General features: G+C 67.6%; 26 protein-coding genes. 16 read left to right on the top strand and 10 right to left on the bottom strand.

Annotated elements, in window-relative coordinates; all coding sequences use genetic code 11:
• The first annotated feature begins 97 nt into the window (after window positions 1-97).
• A complete protein-coding gene (locus ACFVWG_RS38795; RefSeq protein WP_391548509.1) occupies window positions 98-505 on the top strand; it encodes a VOC family protein in 408 nt (135 codons plus the stop codon).
• Window positions 506-771: 266 nt separating this feature from the next.
• On the opposite strand, the gene ACFVWG_RS38790 is transcribed toward ACFVWG_RS38795, so the two are convergent.
• Window positions 772-1554 carry an IclR family transcriptional regulator C-terminal domain-containing protein gene (locus ACFVWG_RS38790; RefSeq protein ID WP_391548508.1) on the bottom strand — a complete coding sequence of 261 codons (783 nt, stop codon included), beginning with the start codon at window positions 1552-1554 and terminating at the stop codon, window positions 772-774.
• Between the two features lie 64 nt (window positions 1555-1618).
• Between ACFVWG_RS38790 and ACFVWG_RS38785 the strand changes: the two genes are divergently transcribed.
• The 6 genes from ACFVWG_RS38785 to ACFVWG_RS38760 are packed head-to-tail and all read left to right on the top strand — an operon-like array spanning window position 1619 to window position 8010.
• Window positions 1619-2437: a CoA transferase subunit A gene (locus tag ACFVWG_RS38785; RefSeq protein ID WP_391548507.1), complete on the top strand. Its 819-nt coding sequence runs from the start codon at window positions 1619-1621 to the stop codon at window positions 2435-2437.
• Window positions 2430-3185 carry a CoA-transferase subunit beta gene (locus tag ACFVWG_RS38780; RefSeq protein ID WP_391548506.1) on the top strand — a complete coding sequence of 252 codons (756 nt, stop codon included), beginning with the start codon at window positions 2430-2432 and terminating at the stop codon, window positions 3183-3185. Before ACFVWG_RS38785 ends, ACFVWG_RS38780 begins: the two co-directional genes overlap by 8 nt.
• A gap of 9 nt (window positions 3186-3194) precedes the next feature.
• Entirely contained in the window at window positions 3195-4217 is a 1023-nt protein-coding gene (locus tag ACFVWG_RS38775; protein ID WP_391548505.1) for a maleylacetate reductase, read from the top strand.
• Window positions 4218-4229: 12 nt separating this feature from the next.
• Entirely contained in the window at window positions 4230-5435 is a 1206-nt protein-coding gene (locus ACFVWG_RS38770) for a thiolase family protein (RefSeq protein WP_391548504.1), read from the top strand.
• Window positions 5436-5446: 11 nt separating this feature from the next.
• On the top strand, window positions 5447-6277 hold the full coding sequence (locus ACFVWG_RS38765; RefSeq protein WP_391548503.1) for an intradiol ring-cleavage dioxygenase: 831 nt from the start codon (window positions 5447-5449) through the stop codon (window positions 6275-6277).
• The gene (locus ACFVWG_RS38760; protein WP_391548502.1) at window positions 6274-8010 is read left to right on the top strand and encodes an FAD-dependent oxidoreductase; all 1737 of its coding nucleotides are present in this window, start codon (window positions 6274-6276) and stop codon (window positions 8008-8010) included. The genes ACFVWG_RS38765 and ACFVWG_RS38760 overlap by 4 nt, the downstream gene beginning before the upstream one ends.
• Before the next feature lie 148 nt (window positions 8011-8158).
• Here ACFVWG_RS38760 and ACFVWG_RS38755 read toward each other — a convergent pair whose 3' ends face one another.
• The 3 genes from ACFVWG_RS38755 to ACFVWG_RS38745 form a co-directional block, all read right to left on the bottom strand.
• Entirely contained in the window at window positions 8159-8365 is a 207-nt protein-coding gene (locus tag ACFVWG_RS38755; protein ID WP_391548501.1) for a hypothetical protein, read from the bottom strand.
• A gap of 138 nt (window positions 8366-8503) precedes the next feature.
• The gene (locus ACFVWG_RS38750; protein ID WP_391548500.1) at window positions 8504-9673 is read right to left on the bottom strand and encodes an alpha-amylase family protein; all 1170 of its coding nucleotides are present in this window, start codon (window positions 9671-9673) and stop codon (window positions 8504-8506) included.
• A gap of 216 nt (window positions 9674-9889) precedes the next feature.
• Window positions 9890-10561 carry a TrmH family RNA methyltransferase gene (locus ACFVWG_RS38745; protein WP_391548499.1) on the bottom strand — a complete coding sequence of 224 codons (672 nt, stop codon included), beginning with the start codon at window positions 10559-10561 and terminating at the stop codon, window positions 9890-9892.
• Window positions 10562-10585: 24 nt separating this feature from the next.
• Between ACFVWG_RS38745 and ACFVWG_RS38740 the strand changes: the two genes are divergently transcribed.
• A complete protein-coding gene (locus ACFVWG_RS38740) occupies window positions 10586-11278 on the top strand; it encodes a DedA family protein (RefSeq protein WP_391548498.1) in 693 nt (230 codons plus the stop codon).
• Between the two features lie 12 nt (window positions 11279-11290).
• Here ACFVWG_RS38740 and ACFVWG_RS38735 read toward each other — a convergent pair whose 3' ends face one another.
• The 5 genes from ACFVWG_RS38735 to ACFVWG_RS38715 form a co-directional block, all read right to left on the bottom strand.
• Window positions 11291-11695 (bottom strand): hypothetical protein, encoded by a 405-nt coding sequence (locus ACFVWG_RS38735; RefSeq protein ID WP_391548497.1) that lies wholly within the window; start codon window positions 11693-11695, stop codon window positions 11291-11293.
• Window positions 11696-11829: 134 nt separating this feature from the next.
• Window positions 11830-14814 carry a BTAD domain-containing putative transcriptional regulator gene (locus tag ACFVWG_RS38730; protein WP_391548496.1) on the bottom strand — a complete coding sequence of 995 codons (2985 nt, stop codon included), beginning with the start codon at window positions 14812-14814 and terminating at the stop codon, window positions 11830-11832.
• A 262-nt stretch (window positions 14815-15076) separates the two neighbouring features.
• Window positions 15077-15841 carry a LemA family protein gene (locus ACFVWG_RS38725; RefSeq protein WP_391548495.1) on the bottom strand — a complete coding sequence of 255 codons (765 nt, stop codon included), beginning with the start codon at window positions 15839-15841 and terminating at the stop codon, window positions 15077-15079.
• A gap of 101 nt (window positions 15842-15942) precedes the next feature.
• Window positions 15943-16485: an orotate phosphoribosyltransferase gene (gene pyrE, locus ACFVWG_RS38720; RefSeq protein WP_391548494.1), complete on the bottom strand. Its 543-nt coding sequence runs from the start codon at window positions 16483-16485 to the stop codon at window positions 15943-15945.
• A gap of 470 nt (window positions 16486-16955) precedes the next feature.
• On the bottom strand, window positions 16956-17582 hold the full coding sequence (locus ACFVWG_RS38715) for a class E sortase (protein WP_391548493.1): 627 nt from the start codon (window positions 17580-17582) through the stop codon (window positions 16956-16958).
• Window positions 17583-17688: 106 nt separating this feature from the next.
• Between ACFVWG_RS38715 and tdh the strand changes: the two genes are divergently transcribed.
• The 6 genes from tdh to ACFVWG_RS38685 all read left to right on the top strand — a co-directional run bounded on the left by tdh (window position 17689) and on the right by ACFVWG_RS38685 (window position 23670).
• Window positions 17689-18738 carry an L-threonine 3-dehydrogenase gene (gene tdh / locus ACFVWG_RS38710; RefSeq protein WP_391548492.1) on the top strand — a complete coding sequence of 350 codons (1050 nt, stop codon included), beginning with the start codon at window positions 17689-17691 and terminating at the stop codon, window positions 18736-18738.
• Window positions 18738-19919, top strand: a complete 1182-nt coding sequence (locus ACFVWG_RS38705; RefSeq protein WP_391548491.1) for a glycine C-acetyltransferase — start codon at window positions 18738-18740, stop codon at window positions 19917-19919. Before tdh ends, ACFVWG_RS38705 begins: the two co-directional genes overlap by 1 nt.
• 93 nt (window positions 19920-20012) lie before the next feature.
• A complete protein-coding gene (locus tag ACFVWG_RS38700) occupies window positions 20013-21137 on the top strand; it encodes an epoxide hydrolase family protein (RefSeq protein ID WP_391548490.1) in 1125 nt (374 codons plus the stop codon).
• Window positions 21138-21202: 65 nt separating this feature from the next.
• Window positions 21203-21466 (top strand): hypothetical protein, encoded by a 264-nt coding sequence (locus ACFVWG_RS38695; protein ID WP_391548489.1) that lies wholly within the window; start codon window positions 21203-21205, stop codon window positions 21464-21466.
• A gap of 231 nt (window positions 21467-21697) precedes the next feature.
• Window positions 21698-22783: a winged helix DNA-binding domain-containing protein gene (locus ACFVWG_RS38690; RefSeq protein ID WP_391548488.1), complete on the top strand. Its 1086-nt coding sequence runs from the start codon at window positions 21698-21700 to the stop codon at window positions 22781-22783.
• Window positions 22784-22845: 62 nt separating this feature from the next.
• The gene (locus ACFVWG_RS38685) at window positions 22846-23670 is read left to right on the top strand and encodes an aldo/keto reductase (protein ID WP_391548487.1); all 825 of its coding nucleotides are present in this window, start codon (window positions 22846-22848) and stop codon (window positions 23668-23670) included.
• On the opposite strand, the gene ACFVWG_RS38680 is transcribed toward ACFVWG_RS38685, so the two are convergent.
• A complete protein-coding gene (locus ACFVWG_RS38680; protein ID WP_391548486.1) occupies window positions 23667-24560 on the bottom strand; it encodes a LysR substrate-binding domain-containing protein in 894 nt (297 codons plus the stop codon). The genes ACFVWG_RS38685 and ACFVWG_RS38680 overlap by 4 nt on opposite strands.
• An 84-nt stretch (window positions 24561-24644) precedes the next feature.
• Between ACFVWG_RS38680 and ACFVWG_RS38675 the strand changes: the two genes are divergently transcribed.
• Complete coding sequence (locus ACFVWG_RS38675; protein ID WP_391548485.1) at window positions 24645-24863, top strand: hypothetical protein; 219 nt, start codon at window positions 24645-24647, stop codon at window positions 24861-24863.
• Window positions 24820-25746, top strand: coding sequence for a LysR family transcriptional regulator (locus tag ACFVWG_RS38670; RefSeq protein WP_391548484.1), 927 nt, complete (start codon window positions 24820-24822; stop codon window positions 25744-25746). Before ACFVWG_RS38675 ends, ACFVWG_RS38670 begins: the two co-directional genes overlap by 44 nt.
• The last annotated feature ends 7 nt before the right edge of the window (window positions 25747-25753 follow it).

Genomic DNA, 25753 nt, shown 5'->3' with positions numbered 1-25753 from the left:
GGAATCGTCGAAGTAGCGGACAGAAGCTGGCCGCTTCTGCTGTGAGAGTAGAGACCTCAGCACAGCGGATGAGGGATGTGGGCAGATGTTGCGAGGCATGGCGACGGTGAGTTTCTACGCGGACGACGTGAAGGCGGCGCGCGACTGGTACGCGGAGCTCCTCGGGGTCGAGGCGTACTTCGCGGTTCCGACCGCGGAGGACCCGCAGTACGTCGAATTCCGGATCGGCGACTTCCAGGCCGAGCTCGGCATCATCAACGCCAAGTTCGCCCCGCACACCGTGGGCGGCGGACCGGCGGGATCGATCCTCTACTGGCACGTGGACAACGTCGAGGCGTCACTCGCCCGGCTGCTCGAACTCGGCGCCACCCTCGTCGAGGAGATCACCGAGCGCGGTCAGAACACCGGCTTCATCACCGCCTCGGTCACGGACCCGTTCGGCAACATCATCGGCATCATGAACAACCCGCACTACCTCGAGATCTTCAACGCCACCCGCGCCTAAGTCGCCCTCGAAGCCCACGCCAGTCAGTCGGCGTGGGCTTCGTCGTACCCGGACTGAGCACTGAGCACTGAGCACTGAGCACTGAGCACTGAGCACTGAGCACTGAGCACTGAGCACTGAGGATCGTCGGCATGCTCCTCGCCTCGCCTCACCCACCCCTCCGGCATCTCATGGGTTCACCCATCCGATGGTGGGTTCTGGACCCGCATGCGGGTGCAGAACCCACAAGCTCGTGGGGTAACCCATCAGATGGCGTGAGCCGGGGGCTAGAGGTGGCCGCGGTGTTTTAGGGCGGTGGTGATGTGGTCGGCGGCGCACAGGAGGTGCGGGAGGACTTCCTGGCAGAGGGAGTCGGGGGTTGAGCGGGAGGCGTGGGCGGAGACGTTGAGGGCGGCGATGATCCGGCCGCGGGAGTTGCGGATGGGGGCAGCCAGGGAGCGGAGGCCTAGCTCGAGCTCCTGGTCGACCAGGGCGTAGCCGTCGACGCGCGCCTGGTCGACGGCCGCGCGGAGAGCTTCGGGTGAGGTGACTGTGCGGTCGGTGAGGGACTCGGCCTGCAGGGACGACAGGTACGCATCCAGGTCGGCTGGCGGGAGACCGGACAGCAGGACGCGGCCCATCGAGGTGGGGTAGGCGGGGAGTCGAGCGCCTACCCCGAGGGCCACGGTCATGATCCGGCTGGTGGGGACGCGAGCGACGTACACGATGTCGGGGAGGTCGAGCGTCGCGATCGAGCAGGACTCGCGCGTTGCGGCGCTCAGCTCCTCCATGTACGGCCCGGCCAGCTCACCGAGGTCCAGCGAGGACAGGTAGGCCCAACCGAGCGCGAGCACGCGCGGGGTCAGCGAGAACTGGCGGCCGTCGGTGCGGACGTAGCCGAGCTGCTCGAGCGTGAGCAGGATCCGCCGCGCGGTGGCCGGCGTGATGCCGACGTCGCGCGCCACCTCGCTCAGCGTCAGCGCGGGCGCCGCGGTGGAGAAGGCGCGGATCACCGCAAGCCCACGCTCGAGACCTTGCAGGAAGGTCCCACTGGACGCCTCACCGGCCATCGGTTAACCTACTTTTCGTTGAAAGAAGAACTTTTCGCTCAGCGAAATCATAGTGGAGCCGCGCATGCCCCGTCCAGTCCCCCTCGACGAAGCGATAGCGACTCACGTCCACGACGGTGACACCGTCGCGCTCGAGGGCTTCACCCACCTGATCCCGTTCGCCGCCGCGCACGAGATCGCCCGCCAGGGCCGCCGGCACCTGAAGCTGGTCCGGATGACGCCCGACGTCGTCTACGACCAGCTGATCGGCCTCGGCGTCGCGGACGAACTTGTCTTCTCGTACGGCGGCAATCCGGGCGTCGGCTCGTTGCACCGCCTGCGTGATGCCGTGGAGAACCACTGGCCGCACAAGCTGGTCGTCCACGAGCACAGCCATGCCGGCCTGGCCAACGCGTACGTCGCTGGCGCCGGTCGACTGCCCTTCGCCGTACTGCGGGGCTACCGCGGCACCGACCTCGAGCAGCAGAGCGACATCATCAGCCGGGTCACCTGCCCGTTCACCGGCGAAGAACTGGCCGCGGTGCGAGCCGTGAACCCCGATGTGACGGTCATCCACGCACAGCTCGCCGACCGCGAGGGCAACGTGATGCTGTGGGGTCTCACCGGCGTCCAGCGCGAGGCGATCCTCGCGGCCGACCGGGCGATCGTCACGGTCGAGGACATCGTGGACGAGTTCCCCGAGCGCACCGGAGCGGTGATTCTGCCGGAGTGGGTGCTGAAGGCGGTCAGCGTCGTACCGGGTGGGGCGTGGCCGTCGTACGCGCTCGGCTACTCGACGCGGGACAACGACTTCTACCAGCAGTGGGATGCGGTGTCGCGTGATCGCGGCTCCTTCCTCGCCTGGGCCAAGGAGTATGGACTGGAGGCAGCTGCAGATGTCTGAGAGCTGGAACAGCGCGGACATGATGAACGTCGCCGCCGCCCGCGAACTGCATGACGGGGACGTGTGCCTGGTCGGTGTCGGTCCGCCGAACCTCGCGGCGAACCTGGCCAGGCACACGCATGCGCCCGACTGCCGGCTGGTCTACGAGTCGGGCGCGATCGACGCCAAGCCGCGCCGGCTGCCGCTGTCGATCGGGGACGACGACTTGGCCGCGACGGCGACCTCGGTGGTCTCGGTGCCGGAGATGTTCAACTACTGGGTCGGCGCCGGCCGGATCGACGTCGGCTTCCTCGGTGCCGCGCAGATCGACCGGTTCGGGAACATCAACACGACGGTGATCGGCGATCACGACGCACCGAAGACCCGGCTGCCGGGTGCCGGTGGCGCACCGGAGATCGCGGCGAACGCCGGCCGGGTGATCGTGATCGTGAAGCAATCGCCGCGAACGTTCGTCGGCCGGCTCGACTTCGTGACGAGCGTCGGCTACGGACCGACCGGCCGCGAACGGCAGGCGCCCGGCGCCGGTCCGACGCTGGTGATCACCGACCACGGCGTCCTCGAGCCGGACCCGGAGACCAACGAGCTGACCATGACGCGTCTGCACCCCGGCGTGACGGTCGAGCAAGCTCGCGCGGTCACGGGTTGGGACCTGAAGATCGCCGAGAACATCGAACCCGTCCCGGCACCGACCGAGGTCGAGCTGGACATGCTGCGCCGGTTGCGCGCCCGCGAGGTCATCGAGGCCTAAGGCAACAAGATGACCGAGTCGTTCATCCACACCTCATACGCCGGTCGCGTGGTCTTCGGACCAGGCAGCCTGCACCAGGTCGCCGCGGAGGTCGAACTCCTCGGCATTCGCAGCGCCCTCGTCATCGCGACCGGATCCGCACAGCAAGCAGCCAATGAAGTCCAAGCAGGATTGAGAGAACGTTTCGCCGGGCGCATCGACGGCGTCCGGCAACACGTCCCCACCGAAGTCGCCGAGGCGGCCCGGACCAAGGCCCAAGAAGTCCAGGCAGACGGCGTCATCGCCATCGGCGGCGGATCGGCCGTCGGGCTGGCGAAGGCGATCGCGCTGACCGCCGACGTACAGATCGTGGCGGTTCCAACCACGTACGCCGGATCCGAGATGACACCGGTGTGGGGTGAGACCAGCGGCGGCAGCAAGACCACCGGCACCGACCTGAGGGTGCTGCCGAAGACGGTCGTCTACGACCCTCAACTCACCCTCCACCTCCCACCCGCCGTGACTGCGGCGAGCGTCGCCAATGCGCTCGCGCATTGCGTGGAAGCCGTGTGGACGGAGAAGGCGAACCCGATCACCGAAACGACCGCGGTAGAAGCCGCTCGGGCTCTCACGACCGGACTGCGCGCGGTCATCGCCAGCCCGACCGACATAGATGCTCGAAGCAACCTCCTGTACGGCGCCTGTCTCGCCGGTACCGCATTGGCCTCCGCAGGCACCGGCATCCACCACAAGCTGTGTCACCTCCTCGGAGGCACCTACAACCTCCCGCACGCAGAGACACACGCAGCGGTCCTCCCCCAAGTCACCCGGGTGAAGGCACCCGAGGTACCGCGGGCGAAGGCACGACTGGAAGAAGCACTGCAAACCGACGACCTGGCAACGGGCCTGTTCGACCTGTTCGAGGCGGCGAAGGTTCCGACGAGCCTGCAAGCGCTCGGGCTGACGCGGGAGCAGGCCCTTGAGGCCGCTGACCGTTTCCCTGGCGACGTGGAAGAGATCGTGACGAGAGCGTGGGCCGGCACCAGGCCCTGAAGGAGCAGCACCATGAGATCGGCCTATTTGCTGGACGCCGTCCGCACCCCGGTCGGCAAACTCGGCGGCGCGCTGGCCGGCGCCCGCCCCGACGACCTGGCGGCCGTCACCCTGCAAGAGCTCACCCAAAGAAACCCGAGCCTCGACCCGGCCGAGCTAGATGACGTCATCCTCGGCAACGCGAACGGCGCCGGCGAGGAGAACCGCGACGTCGCCCGGATGGCTGCCCTGCTGGCCGGCTTCCCCACCAGCGTCCCCGGTACGACGGTCAACCGGCTCTGCGGATCGGGTCTGGAAGCCGCGATCCAGGCGGCCCGTGCCATCGAAACCGGCGACGCGAACCTACTCATCGCGGGCGGTGTCGAGTCGATGAGCCGCGCACCGTGGGTCCTCCCCAAGCCGGACAGAGCCTTCCCGCACGGCAGTCTCCAGGCGGAGTCGACCTCGCTGGGCTGGCGATTCATCAACCCGAGGATGCCGAAGGAGTGGACGGTCTCGCTCGGTGAGGCGACCGAACAGCTCGCGGAGAAGTACGGCATCACCCGGGAGGCACAGGATCTGTTCGCCCTCGAATCCCACGAGAAGGCCGCCAAGGCGTGGGCCGCCGGCACCTTCGACGATGAGGTCCTGCCGTGGGATCACCTCACTGAGATCCTGCCCAAGAAGCACACCCCGCTGACCCGGGACGAGTCGATTCGCGACGGCAGCACCCCGGAGCTGATGGCGAAGCTCAAGCCCGCCTTCCGTGACAACGGCACCGTCACCGCCGGCAACGCCTCCACCTTGAACGACGGAGCATCCGCCGTACTGGTCGGTGACGATGAAGCTGCCCAAAGGCTTGGAATCACACCATTGGCAAGGATCGTCAGCCGGGCGGTGCACGGCGTGGAGCCGCAGTACTTCGGCATCGGTCCGGTGGAGGCATCGAACAAGGCGCTGGCCAAGGCAGGCATCGGCTGGGACGACCTCACCCTGGTCGAGCTCAACGAGGCGTACGCCGCGCAAAGCCTTGCCTGCTTGGGCCAATGGCCCGAACTCGACCCGACCAAGGTCAACGTGAACGGCGGAGCGATCGCCCTCGGGCACCCCCTCGGCAGCTCCGGCACCCGCATTCTCACCACCCTCGCGCACGAGCTGAAGCGGCGTGGCGGCGGCTACGGACTGGCCACCCTCTGCATCGGCGTCGGGCAGGGGCTGGCCATGGTGATCGAAGCATGAAAGGTGACTCGATGGATCTGCAAGGAGACGAGCTGACGGCCGCGGTGGTGGCCAGCTTCGACGGGAGCATGGAGCCGCGGACCGCGGAGGTGATGAAGGCGCTCGTGCGGCATCTGCACGCGTTCGCGCACGAGGTCAACCTCACCGAGGACGAGTACTTCCACGCGATCGACTTCCTCACCCGCACCGGCCAGATCTCGAACGACAAGCGGCAGGAGTTCGTCCTGCTCGCCGATGTCCTCGGACTCTCGATGCTGACGGTGGGTCTGGGCAGTCCGGCGGCAGACAACGCGACCGAGTCGACGGTGTTCGGGCCCTTCTTCGTCGAGGGTTCACCCGAGGTGAAGAACGGCGACGACATCGCGAACGGCGCGCCCGGACTCCCGTGCCTGGTGAGCGGGCGGGTCCTGAACACTCGCGGCGAGCCCATAGCAAACGCCCAGGTGGAGACCTGGCAGGCCGACGAGGACGGGTTCTACGACGTCCAGAAGGACGGTCTCACCGGGCCACAGAACCGAGGCCATCTGACAACCGATGCCGACGGCAACTATTCGTTCTGGGCGGTGAAACCGGTCGCGTACCCGATCCCCGTCGACGGGCCGGTCGGTGAGCTGCTCCGCGCCGGTGGTCGCGGCTGGATGCGCCCGGCGCATATTCACTTCATGGTCGCTGCGCCCGGCTACCGCCGCCTGATCACCCACGTGTTCGAAAAGGGCGACCCGTACCTGGACCAAGACGCCGTCTTCGGCGTCAAGGACTCCCTCGTCACCGACTTCACCGAACATCCCGACGGCCACTACTCCGTCAACTACGACCTGGTACTCGCTGAGGAGTCGCGATGATCACCACCGACGTCCTGATCGTCGGCAGCGGCCCGGCCGGTGGAGCTGCCTCTCTCTTCCTGTCCTCGTACGGCGTCGACAACATCGTGCTGACCCGCTACGGCTGGACCGCGAACACCCCGAGGGCCCACATCACCAACCAGCGCACGGTCGAACTGATGCGGGACATGGGCATCGAGGATCAGGTGACGGGCAAGGGCACCGCGCATCACCTGATGGGCCAGACCGCGTTCTGCACCAGCCTCGCCGGTGAAGAGATCGGCCGGATCCGCACGTGGGGCACCCATCCGCGCCGCCTCGCCGACTACACCGAAGCCAGCCCAACACTGCCGCTAGACCTGCCGCAGACCCTCTTCGAACCGATCCTCATCAGTACGGCGGCCTCTCGCGGCGCGAAGGTCCGGTTCAACACGGAGTACCTGTCCCTCGAACAGGACGACGACGGCGTGACCGCGACCGTCCGCGATCGGCTCAGCGGCAAGACCTACCAGATCCGGGCCAAGTACCTGATCGGCGCGGACGGCGGCCGGAGCAAGGTTGCCCAGGACATCAATCTGCCGATGGCCGGCGCGATGGACATCGAGGGCTCGATGAACATCGTCTTCGAGGCCGACCTGTCCAAGTACGTCGCCCACCGGCCGAGCGTCCTCTACTGGGTGCTCCAGCCGGGCGCGCAGATCGGTGGGATCGGCGCCGGCCTGATCCGGATGGTCCGCCCGTGGACCGAGTGGCTGATCGTCTGGGGCTACGACATCACCCAGCCGGCGCCGGTGGTGGACGAGGCGATGGCGACCGAGATCGTGCACAACCTGGTGGGTGACGACACGATCGACGTGAAGCTGAAGGGCACCTCGGTGTGGAGCGTCAACCACATGTACGCCGAGAAGGCGTCCTCCGGCCGGGTGTTCTGCATGGGCGACGCGATCCACCGCCATCCGCCGAGCAACGGCCTCGGCTCGAACACGTCCATCCAGGACGCGTACAACCTGGCCTGGAAGCTCGCGCACGTCCTCAAGGGCCACGCGTCACCTGACCTCTTGAAGACGTACGACGAGGAGCGGACGCCGATCGCCAAGCAAATCGTCGATCGGGCGAACAAGAGCCGGACCCAGTTCGGTCAGATCTTCAAGGCGCTGGGGATGACCCCGGACGCCCCGGAAGGCCGCACGATCGAGTCCCGCAAGGACGACACTCCCGAGGGCATCGTGCAGCGCGAGGAGCTGCGGACCGCGATCGAACTCAAGGATTACGAGTTCAACGCGCACGGCGTCGAACTGGGCCAGCGCTATCGGTCGGCCGCGGTCATCACCGACGGTACGCCGGAACCGTCGTACGAACGGGATCCTGAGCTCTTCTACCACCCGACGACCTGGCCGGGCGCGCGCATCCCGCACAGCTGGCTGACCCGCGGATCCGACACCGTCAGCACGCTCGACGTGGTCGGCAAAGGCCGGTTCACCCTGCTCACCGGCATCGGTGGCGAGGCGTGGGTGAAGGCAGCCCAGTCGGTCGCCGAACAGCTCGGCGTACCGATCGAGCCCTTCGTGATCGGCCCGGGCCGCGAACTCGAGGACCTGTACGGCGACTGGGCGCGCGTCCGCGAGATCGCGGACAACGGCTGTCTCCTGGTCCGCCCGGACGCGCACATCGCCTACCGCGCGTCCGAGCTACCCGCCGATCCCACCGAAGCCCTGCAGGCAGCCGTCAGCCAGTTGCTAGGGCGTATCGCTTAACTCCGCGCCGTAGCGAGCATGTGCTCGGTGCGGTGCATCGGCGTGCTGGAGGGGAGGCCTCGATGCTTTTCCATCGTGGTCTTTCCTCCAGTGCGGCGAGGTGCCGTGCCGAGTGCAGCGCAGTAGGCGGGGAGTTGAGGGATATGCCCTAGGCCGCTGACGACTGCTGGGCCTCTGCCCGCTGCCGGGCATCGCGGAGAATCTGGTCGAGGATGGCCGAGATCTCCGCGGTCTCGGCATCCAGCAACGTGATCAACGCGACCCGCGACGACTCGGAGCGCGCTTCCAGAGCGGCCGCGCTCAAGGCGCGCACCGTCCCCAGCTCATGGATCAGTTCGTCCCACAGTGAACTCATCTACATCCCCTGTTTTCCCGTCACAAACCCAGTACGGCGCGCGTGAGGGCGCGCCGCCCCACCCGAGGGGCTGACTTTGGTCGAGAAGCCTCACTTCTGTCAGAGGAACAACGGCGCACCCGGCCCGGGGGTTACGCGTTACGTCAACAATCTCCAGCTGTGCGGGGGAACGGACTCTCCCTCGAAGCGGAATTCGTCGTCGCTGATGTTCAGCAACAGCACCCCGGACTCGTCACCACTGACCGACCGGAGCGCCATGGTTCGGTTGGCCAGGTGCTCGACGGTCGTCCGGCTCCGCGTCAGCCACGGGTTCCGCCGCCGTACGCCGATCAGCTCGTGATGCGTCCGGTACGTCGCCTCCCCGTACGGCGCGAGCTCAGCCGGCGACTCGGGGAACTCCGGCCGGATCGCATCGTCACCACCCACGCGATCCTCCTTCAGCCCCTGGAACCCCTGCTCGTCACCGGAGTACACACTCGGAACCCCAGCCACCGCGAACAGGATCGCCAACGCATGCCCGACGTGCCGCTCGTCCTCCAACCGAGTAGCGAGCCGGGTCACGTCGTGGTTGCCGACGAAGGTCTGCGGCACGAACGTGTCCAGCAACGCGTTGTGACGACCGAGCGCATACGACAGCTCGAAGAAGTTGCCGTCGTTCAGTGAACTCCAGATCGCCTTCCACAGCTCGTATTGCGTGACGGAATCCAGCCCGCTCGTAGCGACGTACCCGGCGTAGTCCCCGTGAATCACCTCGCCGAAGAACCACGCGTCCGGGTAGCGCTCCCGCGGCAACACCGCCCGCCAGAATTCCGCCGGCACCGCATAAGCCGCATCCAACCGCCACGCGTCGACTCCACGGTCGAGCCAATGCTCCAACACCTTTGCCACGTACGACGCGACCGCCGGGTTGCTGTGATCGAGCGCCACCAAGTGTTCGTGCCCCTCGAAGGTGTCCAGCGTGCCGTCCGCCTGCCGCCGGAACCAGTCGTCCGGAGCGTCGAAGGACCGAGCGACATGATTGAAGACCCCGTCGAGCGCAACCTTCAACCCTCGCTGATGCGCGGCCGCAACCAACCGATCGAAGTCCGCGTCGTCGCCCAGCCGCGGATCGATCCGCAGATGGTCAACCGTGTCGTAGCCATGGGTCTCCGACGCGAACACCGGCCCAAGTAGTAGCCCTGAGCAACCAAGTTCGATCGCATAGTCCAGCCAGTTCTCGATCCGCGGCAACCGATGCGCGGCCGCCGAATCCGCACCGGTGAAGCCGAGCGGATACACCTGCCACCAGATCGCGTGGTCAGCCCACATCAGGTCTCCTCCAGAGGGGTCGGTACGACGGCGATCACGCAGCCGAGAACGGTATCGACTAGCCGGTACCCGATCGTAGCCAGTTCAGGAGCCGGCTCTCGCGCCCTCACTGATGCCTTGAGACACCTTGTGGTTGCTGGAGACCTGTTGCCCGCTGTCTCCAGCCCGAACATCCTGTCTCCGGCCACAACTGGTGGCGCGAGCCCGCATCGGACGTTAGGTGCTCGACGGCTGACCGAAGGTGTGTCGCCGGATCCACCCGTGCATGGCGATGGCGGCCGCCGCGCTGGCGTTGATCGAGCGGGTCGATCCGAACTGGGCGATCGACAGCACCGCCGTACAGATCTTGTGCGCTTCGTCGGTGAGGCCTGGCCCCTCCTGACCGAAGAGGAGGACGCAGCCGGCTGGGAGGTCGAAGGTCTCCAGCGGCACGGAGCCGGGCAGGTTGTCGATGCCGATCACCGGCAGCTCGCGTTCGGCCGCGTACGACGCCAGGTCGGCCAACTGCGGGTGGTGACGGACGTGCTGGTAGCGGTCGGTGACCATGGCGCCACGGCGGTTCCACTTCCGGTGACCGACGATGTGGACCTCGCTGGCCAGGAACGCGTTCGCAGTGCGGACGACCGATCCGATGTTCAGGTCGTGCTGCCAGTTCTCGATCGCGACGTGGAACGGGTTCCGCTGCCGGTCGAGGTCCTCGACGATCGCCTCGAGCCGCCAGTACCGGTACTTGTCGACCACGTTGCGCCGGTCACCGCCGGTCAGCAGCTCCGGATCCAGGCGCGGGTCGTCCGGCCAGTCACCCGTCCACGGGCCGACCCCGACCTCGTGCGGGCCGACCACGTCGGTCCCGCGGAGGTCCTTCTCATCGCGATTCAGCTCCTGCACAGGTTGGGACGCTACCCTGTGCGCGTGCTTGTACAACTCGCGATGCTGATGCCGAACTGGATGGACCCGGAGTTCCTGCTGAACTGGCTGGGCGACTGGGCCCTGTGGGGCACGCTCGCGGTGGTGTTCATCGAGTGCGGGGTGCTGTTCCCGATCCTGCCCGGTGACTCGCTGCTGTTCGCGGTCGGCCTGTTCATCGCGCGCGGCTCGATCGACGTCCCGCTGTGGCTGGCCTGCGTGCTGCTGACGGCGGCCGCGTTCCTCGGCAACGTCTCCGGCTACTACATCGGCCGGGTGCTCGGGACGTCGCTGTTCACCAACCCGAACGCGCGGTTCCTGAAACCGAAGTACATCGAGCAGACCCACGAGTTCTTCGATCGCTACGGCCCGCGGGCGCTGGTGCTGGCCCGCTTCGTGCCGATCGTCCGGACGTTCATCACGGTCGTGGCCGGTGCCGGGAAGATGGACCCGAAGAAGTTCTTCCTCTGGACCGGTGTCGGCGCGGTCATCTGGGCGCCGGGGATCACCCTGCTCGGGCACGCGCTGGGCAACGTGGAGTTCATCCACGCCCACCTCGAGTCGGCGCTGATCCTGCTGGTGTTCATCTCGCTGATCCCGATGGCTGTCGAGATCCTGCTGGCCCGCCGCCGGAACAAGGCAGCCGGCGGTGACGGCGCGAAGCACGCGGGTCCGAAGCACGCCGCCACCAAAGACTGAGCGTTACTGCGGTTACTGCCCGAACGGAAACACCGGTTCCGACCAGACCCAGTCCGTGCTCACCTCACTGAGCACGGCAATGGCGACCGGACCGTCGATCAGCGGACCGACCACCTGACCGGAACCGAGCGCACAAGCCACTCGGATCCGGTCCACCGCCTGGTACCAGACCAGCGCCCCCCGTGGCGCCGCCCCTTCCTGGAGAAGGGCGTGGTGGTCGAGCCATCGCACTGCATCGGTCGCATCGTGCCAACCGCTGTCCTGGGCGTAGCCGAACGCCATCCGCTGGAACTTCAACGGCCAGTCCTGCCAGGCCGTCGAGCCCAATCGCTCCAGCTGCCAGTTCAACGCCGCCTCGGTATCCCGCGGGTTGGCCACCCGGCGCTCCACGACAACATCCCCCCAGGCCATAGGCATCCCCCGATCCCCGTTGAACCGCCGGCCTTCTGTTGCCGTGCTTGAAGAAAGCGTGCCGCAGCCCGATACAGCCGCCGTACATTGCTCCGCTGTACGACGATCCGCCCTGTACGACGATCAGCGCTGTACGGCGATCAGCCGGCTGCGGCGTTGGTTTCGAAGCTGGCGAGCTCGCGACGGCACGCGGTCGCGCGGGCGTCGTGACCGGCCTGCTGCCAGACGCGCGCGGCGCGGTCGAGCGTCCGGCGGGCCCGGTCCAGGTTGCCGGTCTTGAGGTAGAGCCGCCCGAGGTGCTGCGCGGCCTGGCCCTCGACACTGCGGTCGCCGAGCCGGCGGCCGATCTCCATCGAGTCCAGCAGCATCTTGCGCGCCGCGGCCAGTTCGCCGCACTCCATCAGCGCATGGCCGAGATCGGCTCGCGCGTACGCCGCGCAGTGGTCATCGCCGAGACCGGTGAAGATGTCGAGTGAGTTCCGCAACTGCCGGACCGCTTGGTAGTGGCGGCCCTGGTGAATCCGCAGTTCCGCGATCCGCCGCCGTACCTTGGCAACGCGGTGTGCGTCAGCGAGACGGTGACCGAGCAGGAACGCCTCGGCCAGGTAGCGACCGGCCGTGACCGTGTCCTCGCGCGACAGCCAGATCGACGACGCCGCGGTCCGCGCGACCGCTTCGCCGTTCGCGTTGCCGACCTCCATGAAGGCCTGGATCGCCTTCTCGTACTGGGCAAGGCTCTCGTCCGGCCGGCCGCGTTCACGCAGCCAGGTCCCGAGGCCGACCGCGCTGACCCCGTCACCGAGCCGGTCGCCGACCTCGGCGAACATCGTCGCCGCCTGGTCGAGGTGATGCGAGGCCGCATCCCAGTCGTCCTGGTAGATCCCGAGCTGACCGAGGTTGCGATGCATGATCGCTTCACCCCAGCGGTCGCCCGACTCGATCGCACTCTGCAGTCCTTGCCGGTGCGACTCACCCCAGTCGTCGAACCCGGCCCGCATGTCGAGGTACGGGCCCCACGCCGAAGCGATCCGCCACGCATACTCGTGCAGGCCGTTCTGGGCAGCCGCCCGGATCGCGGGCACGAAGGTGCTGCGCTCGCTGTCGAACCACGCGATCGCATCGGTCTCGGTGAACGGCGCCGGGTCCGGTGACGTCAGCGGCCCGCTGTGTTCCGGTACGCCGAAGTACTCCACCGCGAGCGCCTTGTTGGCCCGACGGATCTTCTGCAGGATCGCGTCGACCACAGTCGCCACGTCCTTGACCGCCTCGGCCTGCTGACTCTCGTCGCCGACCCCGATCGCGTGCAGGCGCAGCAGATCGTGCATCCGGTAGCGCGCCGTACCGCGATGATCGACCGAACTGATCCGGACCAGGTTGACCTCGATCAGGCGGTCCAGGCTACGTCGTACCGAGGCTGGGGACGCGATCGCCTCCAGCGCTCGTGCGGAGAAGACGCCGACGGCGAAGTGCCCGATCAGCCGGTACAGCCGGGCCTCGTCGGCGCTCAGCGCGTCGTAGCTCAGGTCCGCACTGGTCCGGACGGCCAGCTCGCCGATGCTCAGTTCGTCCAGCCGCGAGCTCTCGTCCCGCAGCCGGCGGGCGAGCTCGCCCGGGCTCAGGTCCGGTCGCTGGGCCAGTCGGCTGCCGACGATCCGGATCGCGAGCGGCAGGTTCCCGCAGGCGGCCAAGATCTCCTCAGCGGCGGACGTCGTACGGTCGACTCGACCAGCGCCGGCCACGGACTCCAGCAGGGCAACGGCTTCACCATCGTCGAACGTGTCCAAGGCCAGGCTGTCCGCCCCGGCGAGATCAGCCAGCCGGTTGCGGCTCGTCACCACCACCGCGGACGCCCCGGTGCCCGGCATCAGCGGCGTGACCTGACCAGCGGTCGCGACATCGTCGAGGATGATCAGCACGCGCCGGCTGGCCAGCTCCGACCGCAGCATCGCCGAGCGTCGCTCGGGATCGGTCGGGATCGCGTAGTCGGGCAGGTTGAGGCTGAGCAGCAGATCGGTCAGCGCGGCCGCCGGATCGCGGGGCTGCGTGGCGCCATGCATGTCGAGGTAGATCTGCCCGTCCGGGAAAGAATCCCTGACCATATGACCCAGCCGAACGGCAAGTGAGGTCTTGCCCGTTCCTGGCGCACCCGAGACGACCGCAATCGGCGGCCGGACCGGGTCGCGACCGCAGACGAGGTCGCGGAGCTGATCCAGATGGTCCGCGCGGCCGCTGAAGTCGGGTAGATCGAGTGGCAGCTGGCTCGGTGCGCGCAGCGGATCCGTGAGCTCCGGCGCCGCCATCGGGCCGGGAGCTGCTGCCTCCGCCGGACCTGCCGTCGTACGGACTGCTGCTGGGATGCCTGGGTTCGGCCAGTTGGCCGAGCGGCCGTTCTCGGCGCGCGCACCGGCGGCCTCGAGCTCCGGCCCAGGCTTGATGTCCAGGTCATCTGCGAGGGTCTGAACAGCCTTCCCGTACGCCGCGCGCGCCTCCCCGACCCGACCAGCGGCCAGGAGCGCGTCCACGAGCCGTCGCCACAGCTGTTCGTCGTACGGGTCCTCAGTGAGACGTGCGCTCAGCAGTACGGCGGCGCCGCCGGCATCGCCGTACTCCAGACGCAGGTCGAGCAGGCTGTCGACGAGTCCGCGGTGTTGGGCCTCGAGCCGATTGAGCGAGCCCTCCCAGGCGGCCGGGATGATCAGGTCCTCCAGCGGGCGGCCGCGCCACAGCGCGTAGGCCCGGGACAGCACCTGCATGGCGTGGCGGCCGTCACCGGCGTCGCGGAGGTGACCGCCCTCGGCGAGGAGTGATTCGAACAGGCTGGCGTCGAGCTCGTCGACGCCCACCTCGATGCTGTAGCCGGCCGCCGAGGTGTCGATCGGGGCCGGCAGTCCGGCGTCCTGCAGCACTGCGCGCAGGGCGCGGACGTACGTGCGGATGTTCGCCGTCGCGGAGCGTGGTGGAGTGCTCTCCCAGAGTGCATCCGCGATCAGGTCGGTGGAGACGAAACGGTTCGGGTGCAGGAGCAGGGTGGCCAGCAGTTGCCGCGGTTTCGCGGCCTTCAGCGGCTGCCCCTGCCCGTGGCTGAGGCGCAGCGGCCCGAGGATCCCGTACCTCGGACTGTCCACTTGGCTACCCTCTCCACGACTCGAACCGACCCATCGTCACATCTCGCCGTACTGCGCGGGAAGCCCGATGTACGCCGGATGTATCTCAGTCGGGCACTGTTGACACAGGTACCGGGGGGAGGCAGGGCCTGGGGCACGGCGACCGACCGCCGCCGCGCCCTGGACCCAGCACCGGAGTGGAGTTCGGGATCGGGGGTCCTGAGCCACGGGGAACCGGTGCCTAGGAGTGTCCGCCAGGCACTCCGATCAGTGGCCGCCGGTGTTAGCCCGTAAAGGGTGGCTGTCCGTCCTGCGGGCTGGGGGAACCCGCAGGCGGGCCGCCCACCGGCGGTCCCTGAGGAGCGCCGTACTGGGGCTGATCTTGGGGCTGCTCGCCGGGCAGCGGGGGCTGGATCTGGCCCGAGGACTGCCCGCCCTGCTGCATCTGCGGCGGCGCCTGCTCACCCGCGACCGAACCGATCGTGCCGAACGAGACCTGCGGCACCGCGCGGACGGACTCGTCCTTCACCTCGAAGTAGCCGGCCTTCTCGAACTTGAACGAACCCGCGACGATGTTCGACGGGAACGCCTCGATCCGGGTGTTGTAGTCGCCGACGTTCGCGTTGTAGAACCGGCGGCCGGCCGCGATCCGGTCCTCGGTGTCGGTCAGCTCGCGCTGCAGACCGAGGAAGTTCTGGTTCGACTGCAGCTGCGGGTAGGCCTCGACCGACACCATCATCTGCCGCAGGGCGCCGGACAGCTCACCCTCGGCCGCGGCCCGCTGCTCGGGGGTCGCACCCTGGACGTTCACGGCCTGCGTGCGCAGCCGGGCGACCTCCTCGAACACGTGCCGCTCGTGCGCGGCGTACGCCCGGACGGTCTCGACCAGGTTGGGGATCAGGTCATAGCGACGGTGCAGCTCGACATCGATCTGCCGCCAGGACTCCTGGATCAGGTTCCGCTGCTTGACGAACCGGTTGTACGACGTGATCAGCGCGATGGCCAGAATCACGACGATCACCACGATCGCGATGATGACGAAGGTCATTGCCTTGCTCCCGAGTGTTGGCGATGCTGGCCCCGACTCTACGGGGAGCCGAGTGCCACTCGGACGTAACCGGGCCTGCCCGCGTTCCCCGCCGGCGCGGGCTACAGACCCAGGTCGTCCAGGCCGAACACCGTCCGGTACTCGAGGCCCTCGGCCTCGACTCTTTCCTTGGCTCCGGTGTTCCGGTCGACGATGACCGCGACCGCGACCACCTCGGCACCGGCCTCACGCAGCGCCTCGACCGCGGTCAGCACCGAACCACCTGTGGTGGAGGTGTCCTCGACCGCGAGCACCCGGCGGCCCTTGACGTCCGGGCCCTCGATCCGGCGCTGCAGACCGTGCGTCTTCTCGGCCTTGCGGACCACGAACGCGTCCAGCGTGCGACCCTCGTGCGCCGCCGCGTGCAGCATCGACATCGCGACCGGGTCCGCACCAAGCGTGAGGCCGCCGACAGCGTCGTACTCGATGTCCTTGGTCAGCTCGAGCATCGCCGGGCCGATCAGCGGCGCCGCGGCCGCGTCCAGCGTGATCCGGCGCAGGTCCACGTAGTAGTCGGCTTCCTTGCCCGACGCCAGCGTCACCTTGCCGTGCACGACGGCCTTCGTCTTGACCTGCTCCAGCAGTGCGTCCCGGTCATAGCTCATGAGCGGTCAGCTTACTTGTTGGTCATCCTCACCAGTCGCTCCGTCGCTCCGATGCGGCCGGAATCCGTCCGCCGTGGTCGGTCGCCGCTGCGGCCGATTGACAGTGGAAGGGTGGCTGGGGCCGCCTTCGGCTGAGGGAGATGGCGAGCCCCGGTGACCGACGTACCGGTTGCTTGAGGTTCCCACCCAGCCACCACGACGCGCAACCCGAAGGCTCAGTACCCGCCGCAGGCGGGCGAACCCACGCCCCCGCCCCACCTTTGCGTGGACTTACTGCCGTATAGCGGCAGCAGTTCCCCGCAAACCCCACCCCACCCCACCACGCCACAACGTCCGAAAAACCGGAGACGAGCCCTCCGAACCTTCGGACGTTACGGCCGCGATGTGATCAACGTCCGAAAAACCGGAGACGGGCCCTCCGATCCTTCGGACGTTGTGGGAAGGGCATCGTCGGTCGGTCGCCACACCGCTTACCTCTGGGGCTTTTTGGTGACCTTCACCAGTTGGCCGAAGGCCACCGAGCGGTCCGGTGAGTGGAAGAGGTCTTGGCACGTGGTGAGGGTGATGATGGATTTTGTCGCGGTATCCCGCGGCTTGCCGGGGACCGGTTCGAGTACCCAGTTGTCGGCCGGCTTCACGGTCAGGTCGCGCGGGGAACCGTCCAGCTCGTAGGTGTAGATCGCGTCCGCGGTCTCGACGATCACCTGGTCGCCCTTGCGCAGCTCGAGCAGCTTGCGGAACGGCGAACCATGCGTGACGCGGTGACCGGCGATCGCGAAATTCCCCGGCTCACCAGGCATCGCCGTCTGCGGGTAATGCCCGATCCCGCGCGCCAGCTCGCCCTTGCCGACACCCTCGATGACCGGCTTCTCCCAGTCCTTACCGAACTTCGGGATCCGGACCAGTACGACGGGATCGCCCTCGGCCGCCTTGGTCTTGGAAGGTTTCTTCCACTGCTCGCGGAGCGCGTTCTCCGCCTCACCCATCTTGCTGTTCGAGGTGATCCCGGTCCCGAAGTACTGCCACCCCACCCAGCCGAGCAACCCGAGACCCGCCACCAGCAGGACGATCCCCAGCCCCCGCACGACTCCCCGCATGGCCCCAAGTATGCAGTTCAACTGCAAAGGCTGTGTACGACGTGTCGATGGACGCGGGTGGTTGCCCGGGACGACGATGTGGGCGACCGATCAACGGAGGTATGCGGTGAAGGCGCTGGTCAAGGCTGAGGCGAAGCCCGGTCTGTGGTTGCAGGAGGTTCCGGAGCCGAAGATCGAGGCCGACGAGGTCCTGATCAAGGTGCTGCGGACGGGGTTGTGCGGTACCGACCTGCACATCCAGAGCTGGGACCCGTGGGCCCAGAAGAACGTGCCGGTACCGATGGTCACCGGGCACGAGTTCGTCGGTGAGGTCGTCGAGACCGGCGTCGGGGTCCGCGATGTCGCGGTCGGTGACCTGGTCAGCGGCGAGGGTCACCTGGTCTGCGGCCGCTGCCGCAACTGCCGCGCCGGCCGCCGCCACCTCTGCATCAAGACGCGCGGCCTGGGCGTGCACCACCCGGGCGCCTTCGCCGAGTACGTCGCTCTCCCCGCGCAGAACGCGTGGGTCCACAAGGATCCGGTCGACCTCGATGTCGCGGCGGTATTCGATCCGTTCGGGAACGCCGTACACACTGCTTTGTCGTTCCCGCTGGTCGGCGAGGACGTGCTGATCACCGGCGCCGGGCCGATCGGGGTCATGGCCGCGGCCGTCGCCCTGCACGCCGGGGCGCGGAACGTGGTGATCACGGACCTTTCGGAGTACCGGCTGGATCTGGCCCGGAAGATCGGCGTGACCCGCGCGGTCAACATCGGCTCGGAGACGATCGCGGAGGCCCAGCAGAGCCTCGGGATGCGCGAAGGGTTCGACGTCGGGATGGAGATGTCCGGCCAGCCGGCGGCGCTGCGCGACATGCTCGCGAACATGAACCACGGCGGCAAGATCGCGATGCTCGGCCTGCCGGCCGACGAGATCGCGATCGACTGGAGCACGGTGGTGCTCAACATGCTGACCATCAAGGGCATCTACGGCCGGGAGATGTTCGAGACCTGGTACTCGATGTCGGTGATGCTCGAACGCGGCCTCGACCTGACCCCGGTGATCACGCACCGGTTCGGGTACGGCGACTTCGAGCGGGCCTTCGACGTCGCCCGCGCGGGGCAGTGCGGCAAGGTCATCTTGGACTGGACTCACGAAACGCTGGAGGAGAAGCACTGATGTTCGGGCAGATGCGGGACGACCTGACGACGACGATCGGCGAGATCCGGGACGCGGGACTGTACAAGTCCGAGCGGGTGATCACCTCGCCGCAGCAGTCACTCATTTCGGTTGCCAGCGGCAACGAGGTACTGAACTTCTGCGCGAACAACTACCTCGGCCTGGCCGACCACCCCGAGGTGATCGCCGCGGCCCGGAACGCCTTGGACACCTGGGGATTCGGGATGGCGTCGGTCCGCTTCATCTGCGGAACCCAACAGATCCACAAGGACCTCGAGGCCGCGCTGAGCACCTTCCTCGGGACCGAGGACACGATCCTCTACAGCTCCTGCTTCGACGCGAACGGCGGTCTCTTCGAGACCCTGCTCGGCGCCGAGGACGCGATCATCTCCGACGAGCTCAACCACGCCAGCATCATCGACGGCATCCGTCTGTCGAAGGCCAAGCGCTTCCGCTACAAGAACCGCGACATGGCCGACCTCGAGGCCCAGCTCAAGGACGCCGCCGACGCCCGCTACCGCCTGATCGCCACCGACGGCGTCTTCTCGATGGACGGCTACGTGGCCCCGCTCGACGAGATCTGCGACCTCGCCGAGCGCTACGACGCCCTCGTCATGGTCGACGACTCGCACGCCGTCGGCTTCGTCGGCCCCGACGGCGCCGGCACCCCGTCCCTCTTCGGCGTCAAGGACCGCGTCGACATCGTCACCGGCACCCTCGGCAAAGCCCTCGGCGGCGCCTCCGGCGGCTACGTCTCCGCCCGCCGCGAGATCGTCGAGCTGTTGAGGCAGCGCTCCCGCCCCTACCTCTTCTCCAACTCCCTGGCCCCCTCAGTGACCGCCGCGTCCCTGAAGGCCCTAGAACTGATCGCCACCTCCACCGCACTTCGCAACCAGTTGGACTCGAACACCGAGTTGTTCCGCACCAAGATGACCGAGGCCGGCTTCGACGTCCTCCCCGGTAACCACCCCATCTCCCCCGTCATGATCGGCGACGCCGCCCAAGCCGCCGTACTGGCCGAAAAGCTCCTCGCCCTAGGCATCTACGTCATCGCCTTCTCCTACCCCGTAGTCCCCCACGGCAAGGCCCGAATCCGCGTGCAACTGTCGGCCGCCCACTCCACCGAAGACGTAGAAAAAGCCATCGCCGCCTTCATCGAAGCCCGCGCTGCCCTCGCCTGACCCTCACTGACGTCCGAAAGATCGGAGGCGGGCTCTCCGGTTCTTCGGACGTCAGCGCGGGAATTGTCGGTGAGCGTTGGCAAGCTCTGATCTGTGGACGTATCGGGAGTACCGGAGCGGTTCCAGATTCGGGTCGACGACGCGGTCTGGCGGGACCTGGGTGAGCGATTGCGGCGGACCCGGTTCCCTCCGCCGACGCCGGGCGAGCCGTGGCAGGCCGGGACCGACATCGGCTATCTGAAAGAGCTGGTCGGTTACTGGGCAGACGGGTTCGACTGGCCTACGCAGGAGCGGCGGCTCAACGAATGGCCGCAGTACACAGTGATGCTCGACGGCGTCCAGGTTCACTTCGTGCACGTTCGATCGGGTCGCGCGGACGCGCTGCCCCTGGTGCTCGCGCACGGGTGGCCGAGCTTGTTCACCGAATACCTGCCGCTGGCCGCGAAGCTGCAGGACGGATTCGACCTGGTCATTCCGTCGCTGCCGGGGCACGGGTACTCCGAGGTCCCAGCAGGACCGGTGACGCGGAAGTGGATCGCGGAGCAATGGCACCGGCTGATGACAGATGTCCTCGACTACCAGCGGTACGGCGTGGTCGGCGGAGACGTCGGCGGTGATGTCGTGCATTGGATGGCCGGCCTCTACCCGGACCACGTCGTCGGACTGCACACCATCCACCCGAAGGCATCGACCGAGGGCGGCCCCCTCTCCGAAGCCGAGCAGGCCTACCTGCACCAGCGCGACGTCCTCGAAGAGGAGCGGGACGGCGGCTACAGCCACCTGCAAGCGACCCGCCCCGACACAGTCGCCGCCGCCCTGGCCGACTCACCGGCCGGCCTGGCGTCCTGGATCGTCGACAAATTCGACGCCTGGGCCGACGGCCGCATCACCGAGGCCTTCGACCGCGACGAGCTACTCACCCTGCTCACGCTCTACTGGGCCACGAACACCATCGGTACGTCGTTCCGCTCGTACTACGACTACCCCCACAACCCACCCCGCCCGCCGATCATCGTCCCAGTGGCCGTGACCTTGAGCGCCGAAGACCACTGGATCGCTGCCCCCTCCTCAATCGCCTACCCCCGCGAACTGGCCGACCGCACCTACCCCGACATCCGCCTCTGGCACGAACCCGCCCAAGGCGGCCACTTCCTAGCTCTTGAACAACCCACCCTCTTCGCCGCCGACATCCAAACCTTCTTCAACACCCTCACCTGACGATCGGTCCCACCGACCCGGTTACTGAGTGGCACAGGCCAACTCCCCCGCGCCACCATTGAGCCATGAACCTGGACTTGAGCGCGGAACTCGCGTCCACCCTGCAGATCGCCTCCGAGCGCACAGGCAAATCCCCGGAAGAACTCGTCCACGAAGCCATCGCTCACCGCCTGTCCGGCAACGGCGCACCCGGCTCCGACCGAGAGCGTGCGCGCGCGGAAGGTCTCGTCCAGCCCGCACGGATCCCCTACCGCAAGGTCGAGCCGCGCCTTCTACCCCCGGCCAACTCCACCACCCTCGATCTCCTAGACCGCGACGACCGCTTCTAAGGCGCCCGCGTGCCCGGGCCACCATGCTGGCAGGAGAGCAGAGCCCGTACTGCCGGCCGCGTGCCTCCTCCACACTCTGATGGGTTCCCCCATCCGCTTGTGGGTTCCCCCATCGCATGCGAGTACAGAACCCGCAACCTCGTGGGTAAACCCATCAGATGCCGCGAGGGGCCGGGGGGCTGGGTTGCCATCGCGGAGCGGTTTGTCGGTGGGGTGCGGGATTATGCGGGGATGGTGGTTTTGAGTGGGCGGGCGGTTGGGCGGGCGACGTTGGCTCGGCAGATGTTGGTGGAGCGGGCGGACGTCTCCGTCGGTACGGCGGTTGAGCGGCTCGCTGGGATGCAGGGGCAGGAGGCCAAGCATCCGTACGTCGGGTTGTGGTCTCGGGTTGCCGGGTTTGCGGAGGGTGACCTGGATCGGGCTGTCGAGGCGCGGGAGGTTGTCCGGGCGACGCTTTTCCGGGGGACTTTGCATTTGGTGACGGCGGAGGACTACCTGCGGTTTCGCACCACGATGGCTCCGGTGCTGGAGGCGGGTTTGCGGATGTTGAAGGAGCGGGCGGAGGGGATGGAGCCCGCGAAGGTGGTGGCTGCGGCGGAGCGGATTCTCAAGAAGGAGCCGTTGACGTTCACGGAGGTTCGGGATGCTTTGCAGGCTGAGTTTCCCGAGGTGAATGAGCGGGCGCTGGGGTTCTGCACGCGGATGCTGGTTCCGTTGGTGATGTATCCGACGGGCGTGCGGTGGGGGTGGCCGGCGAATGCGCGGTTCACCCCGGCGGAGGACTGGCTCGGGAAGAAGCTGCATCAGAAGGAAGAGCAGGGCGAGCTCGTCACCAGGTACCTGCAGGCGTTCGGCCCCGCGACGCCGGCCGACTTCCAGACGTGGTCCGGACTATCAAAAGCGAAGCCGGTGTTCGACAGCCTCGATCTCGAGCAGTTCACCGACGAAGACGGCAAGACCCTGTACGACGTACCGGATGCGCCGCACCCTGATCCCGACACCACGGTTCCGGTGCGGTTCCTGCCGGAGTTCGACAATCTGTTGCTGGCACACGCGAAACGCCAACGAATCATTGCCGACGAGCACCGCCCGGCCGTGTTCACGAAGAACCTGCGGATCAAAGCGACGTACACGGTGGACGGCGTGGTCGCCGGGCTGTGGACGGCAGCGAAGAAGCGTGATGTGGCGACTCTCACGCTGACCCCGTTCGGGCGGTTGCTGAAGAAGGATCTGGCGGCGCTGGAGCGGGAAGGGACGGCCCTGCTGGGGTTCCTGGAGCCCGCTGCGAAGACCTACGAGGTGGTTACGGGCGGTTGATGAGGTTGTTGTCACACATCAGATGACTGGGCCAGAACCCGTCGGCCCGGTGAAATGGATAGATGAACACAGTCCCCTCCATCACTCTGGACAACGGCGTCGAGATCCCGCAGCTGGGCCTGGGGGTCTGGCAGGTCGAGGACGCGATCGCGACCGATGTGGTCACGACCGCATTCGAGGCCGGTTACCGCCACATCGACACCGCCGCGGCGTACGGCAACGAGCCCGGTGTCGGGCGTGCGATCGCGGCGAGCGGCCTGCCGCGCGACGACCTGTTCATCACCACCAAGCTGCAGAACGACGATCAGGGCTACGACAGCACCCTGGCCGCCTTCGACGCCAGTGTGGAACGGCTCGGCCTCGAGTACGTCGACCTGTACCTGATCCACTGGCAGTGCCTGAAGAAGGACAAGTACGTCGAGACGTGGAAGGCGTTCGAGCAGTTGTACGCCGACAAGCGGATCCGCGCGATCGGTGTGTCGAACTTCCACGAGCCGGCGCTCAAGCGGATCTTCGATGAGACCACGATCCGACCGGCGGTGAACCAGATCGAGCTACACCCGGCGCTCCCGCAGGACGAGCTGCGCGCGTTCAACGCGGAGAACGACATCATCACCCAGGCGTGGAGCCCGCTGGCCTCGGGCGAGCTGCTCGGCGACACCACGCTGAAGGCGCTCGGTGACAAGCACGGCAAGTCGCCGGCCCAGGTGATGATCCGCTGGCACCTGCAGCTGGGCAACGTGGTGATCCCGAAGTCGGTGACCGCCGGCCGGATCCAGGAGAACATCGCGGTCTTCGACTTCCAGCTCGACAACGACGACATGGCCGCGATCGCCGACCTCGAGACCGGCGTCCGCACCGGCGGCGACCCCGACACCCTCGGCTAAATCACCTCGAGGAACCGCGTCAGAACCGGGGACCGATTGTCCGGCGACCAGGCGACGGAGAGTTGCCAAGGAGGTAGGTCGTCGGACAACTCGCGGTAGACCACGCTCGTCGGGTCGGACGGCGGTGTCGGCGCGATCAGCAGCGAGACCCCGAGCCCGGCCGCGACCAGCGAGACGATCGTCTGTACGTCGGCCGCGTCCTGCTCGATCCGCGGTGTGAAACCCGCCGCCCGGCAGAAGCCGACCAACGTGTCGTACACGACCGGCCCGGTCGGCCGCGCATAGAACACGAACGACTCATCGGCCAGCTCGCTCAACCGCAATCGCTTCCGTCGCGCCAGTCGATGCCGCGCGGGCAGCGCAACCAGCACCGGATCCGACGACACCACCCTCGACGAGAGCCCAGGCGCCAGCTCCACCTTCTCGGTACCGCCCGACGGTGCACTCGGTCGCAGCAGCCCGACGTCGATTCGCCCGTCCCGCAGGGCTTCCGTCTGGTGCAGCGTGGTCATCGTCTCCAGGTCGAGCACCACCTTCGGGTACGCCGTCCGGAACGCGCCGAGCAGTCGCGGCAGCACCTCGAAGGTCGCCGACTGCACGAACCGCAGCCGCAGCGTCCCCAGTTCACCGCGTTGCGTCCGCTGTGCCGCCCGAACCGCTTCGTCCGACCGCCGCAACAGATCTTGCGCCTCCGCCAGGAACGTCTCCCCCGCCGCTGTCAGCACGAACCGCTTCTTGATCCGCGCGAACAGCTCCACCCCGAGATCCCGCTCGAGCGCCGCGATCTGCCGGCTCAAGGTGGGCTGGGTCAGGTGCAGACGCACCGCCGCGCGCCCGACATTCAGCTCCTCGGCCACCACCACGAACGACCGCAACTGCCGCAGCTCCATGGCCGACATTATGCACAGGATGTATCAACAGTGTGGATAACTTTCATTGGACGTATCACCTCGTCAGTTCTTACCGTCGAAGACATGAGCTACATCCCGTTCTCCTTCGTCAAATCCATCCATCAGGAAATGCACTCCGCCGCCCCTGACGCCCCGATCCGCCTCCACAAGCCGAAGCGCCGCCTGTTGACCAACGCCGTACGGCGTCTGCTGGACCGACCGAACCGCGTCGGCGGCGAGGTGTGCCAAGCTGAGGCCTGTGATCGAGGTACGACGGCTGCGGGTCCTGCGCGCGCTTGCTGATCACGGCACCGTGACTGCGGCCGCCGAGGTGCTGCATCTGACGCCCTCGGCGGTCTCCCAGCAGCTGGCCGCCTTGGAGTCCGAGGTCGGCCAGGAGCTGCTCGAACGCCGCGGCCGCCGGGTCGCGATCACCTCCGCCGGCCGCCTGCTCCTAGTGCACGCCGACACGATCCTCGGCGAGGTCGAGCGGGCCGAGGACGCGTTGAAGCTGTTCGCCAACGGCACGACCGGCGAGGTCCGGATCACCGCCTTCGCGACCGCGATCAGCCTCCTGGTCGCACCGACCCTGGCCCGCCTCCGCGAGACCAGCCCCGGCCTGACGCTCGTCGTCCGCGATGCCGAGGGCCACCAGGGCATCACCCAACTTCTCGACGGTGACGCGGACCTCGCCATCGCCGTCGAGCACCGCGGTTCACCCCGCCCCGACGACCAGCGGCTGACGAGAATCCCCTTGTACGCCGAGCCTTTCGTGGCAGTTCTACCGCCGACCCACCCGGCGGCCGGTCACGACGCGGTCGATCTCTCGATGCTCGCCGGCGACAACTGGGTGATGACCGCGCCGGGCAACCCGATCCGGGACGTCGTACTGCTGGCTTGTGAACAGGCCGGCTTCCAGCCGAAGATCGCCCACGAATCCGACGACTTCCACGCGGTCGCCGCGCTGGTTGCCTCGGGCGCCGGAGTCTCGCTGGTCCCCCGCCTCGCCGTCCCCGCACCGACCCTCGCGCTGATCCGTCCGCTCCCCGATCCAGCCCCGGTACGACGCGTGTACGCGGCCGTCCGGCGGAGTCGCGCGGACCACCCGCTGATCACCGCGACCCTCGACGTACTGACCGAGGTCGCCGTGCGGTACCACTTGGTCGGCCTCCAGCCTCGGTTGTGACCCAGGT

The sequence above is a fragment of the Kribbella sp. NPDC058245 genome, assembly GCF_042882005.1.
GTDB lineage: Bacteria > Actinomycetota > Actinomycetes > Propionibacteriales > Kribbellaceae > Kribbella.
Note: the sequence above shows the minus strand (reverse complement) of the source record. Positions and strands in the feature narration are given on the sequence as shown.

Coding starts and splice junctions, on each gene's coding strand:
- ACFVWG_RS38755 (WP_391548501.1), bottom strand. CDS start 8,365: ATGAGTTCACTGTGGGACGAACTGATCCATGAGCTGGGGACGGTGCGC.
- ACFVWG_RS38780 (WP_391548506.1), top strand. CDS start 2,430: ATGTCTGAGAGCTGGAACAGCGCGGACATGATGAACGTCGCCGCCGCC.
- ACFVWG_RS38790 (WP_391548508.1), bottom strand. CDS start 1,554: ATGGCCGGTGAGGCGTCCAGTGGGACCTTCCTGCAAGGTCTCGAGCGT.
- ACFVWG_RS38785 (WP_391548507.1), top strand. CDS start 1,619: ATGCCCCGTCCAGTCCCCCTCGACGAAGCGATAGCGACTCACGTCCAC.
- ACFVWG_RS38705 (WP_391548491.1), top strand. CDS start 18,738: ATGTTCGGGCAGATGCGGGACGACCTGACGACGACGATCGGCGAGATC.
- ACFVWG_RS38775 (WP_391548505.1), top strand. CDS start 3,195: ATGACCGAGTCGTTCATCCACACCTCATACGCCGGTCGCGTGGTCTTC.
- ACFVWG_RS38725 (WP_391548495.1), bottom strand. CDS start 15,841: ATGACCTTCGTCATCATCGCGATCGTGGTGATCGTCGTGATTCTGGCC.
- pyrE (WP_391548494.1), bottom strand. CDS start 16,485: ATGAGCTATGACCGGGACGCACTGCTGGAGCAGGTCAAGACGAAGGCC.
- ACFVWG_RS38795 (WP_391548509.1), top strand. CDS start 98: ATGGCGACGGTGAGTTTCTACGCGGACGACGTGAAGGCGGCGCGCGAC.
- ACFVWG_RS38715 (WP_391548493.1), bottom strand. CDS start 17,582: ATGCGGGGAGTCGTGCGGGGGCTGGGGATCGTCCTGCTGGTGGCGGGT.
- ACFVWG_RS38685 (WP_391548487.1), top strand. CDS start 22,846: ATGAACACAGTCCCCTCCATCACTCTGGACAACGGCGTCGAGATCCCG.
- ACFVWG_RS38750 (WP_391548500.1), bottom strand. CDS start 9,673: ATGTGGGCTGACCACGCGATCTGGTGGCAGGTGTATCCGCTCGGCTTC.
- ACFVWG_RS38675 (WP_391548485.1), top strand. CDS start 24,645: ATGAGCTACATCCCGTTCTCCTTCGTCAAATCCATCCATCAGGAAATG.
- ACFVWG_RS38770 (WP_391548504.1), top strand. CDS start 4,230: ATGAGATCGGCCTATTTGCTGGACGCCGTCCGCACCCCGGTCGGCAAA.
- ACFVWG_RS38680 (WP_391548486.1), bottom strand. CDS start 24,560: ATGGAGCTGCGGCAGTTGCGGTCGTTCGTGGTGGTGGCCGAGGAGCTG.
- ACFVWG_RS38760 (WP_391548502.1), top strand. CDS start 6,274: ATGATCACCACCGACGTCCTGATCGTCGGCAGCGGCCCGGCCGGTGGA.
- ACFVWG_RS38765 (WP_391548503.1), top strand. CDS start 5,447: ATGGATCTGCAAGGAGACGAGCTGACGGCCGCGGTGGTGGCCAGCTTC.
- ACFVWG_RS38695 (WP_391548489.1), top strand. CDS start 21,203: ATGAACCTGGACTTGAGCGCGGAACTCGCGTCCACCCTGCAGATCGCC.
- ACFVWG_RS38690 (WP_391548488.1), top strand. CDS start 21,698: ATGGTGGTTTTGAGTGGGCGGGCGGTTGGGCGGGCGACGTTGGCTCGG.
- ACFVWG_RS38735 (WP_391548497.1), bottom strand. CDS start 11,695: ATGCCTATGGCCTGGGGGGATGTTGTCGTGGAGCGCCGGGTGGCCAAC.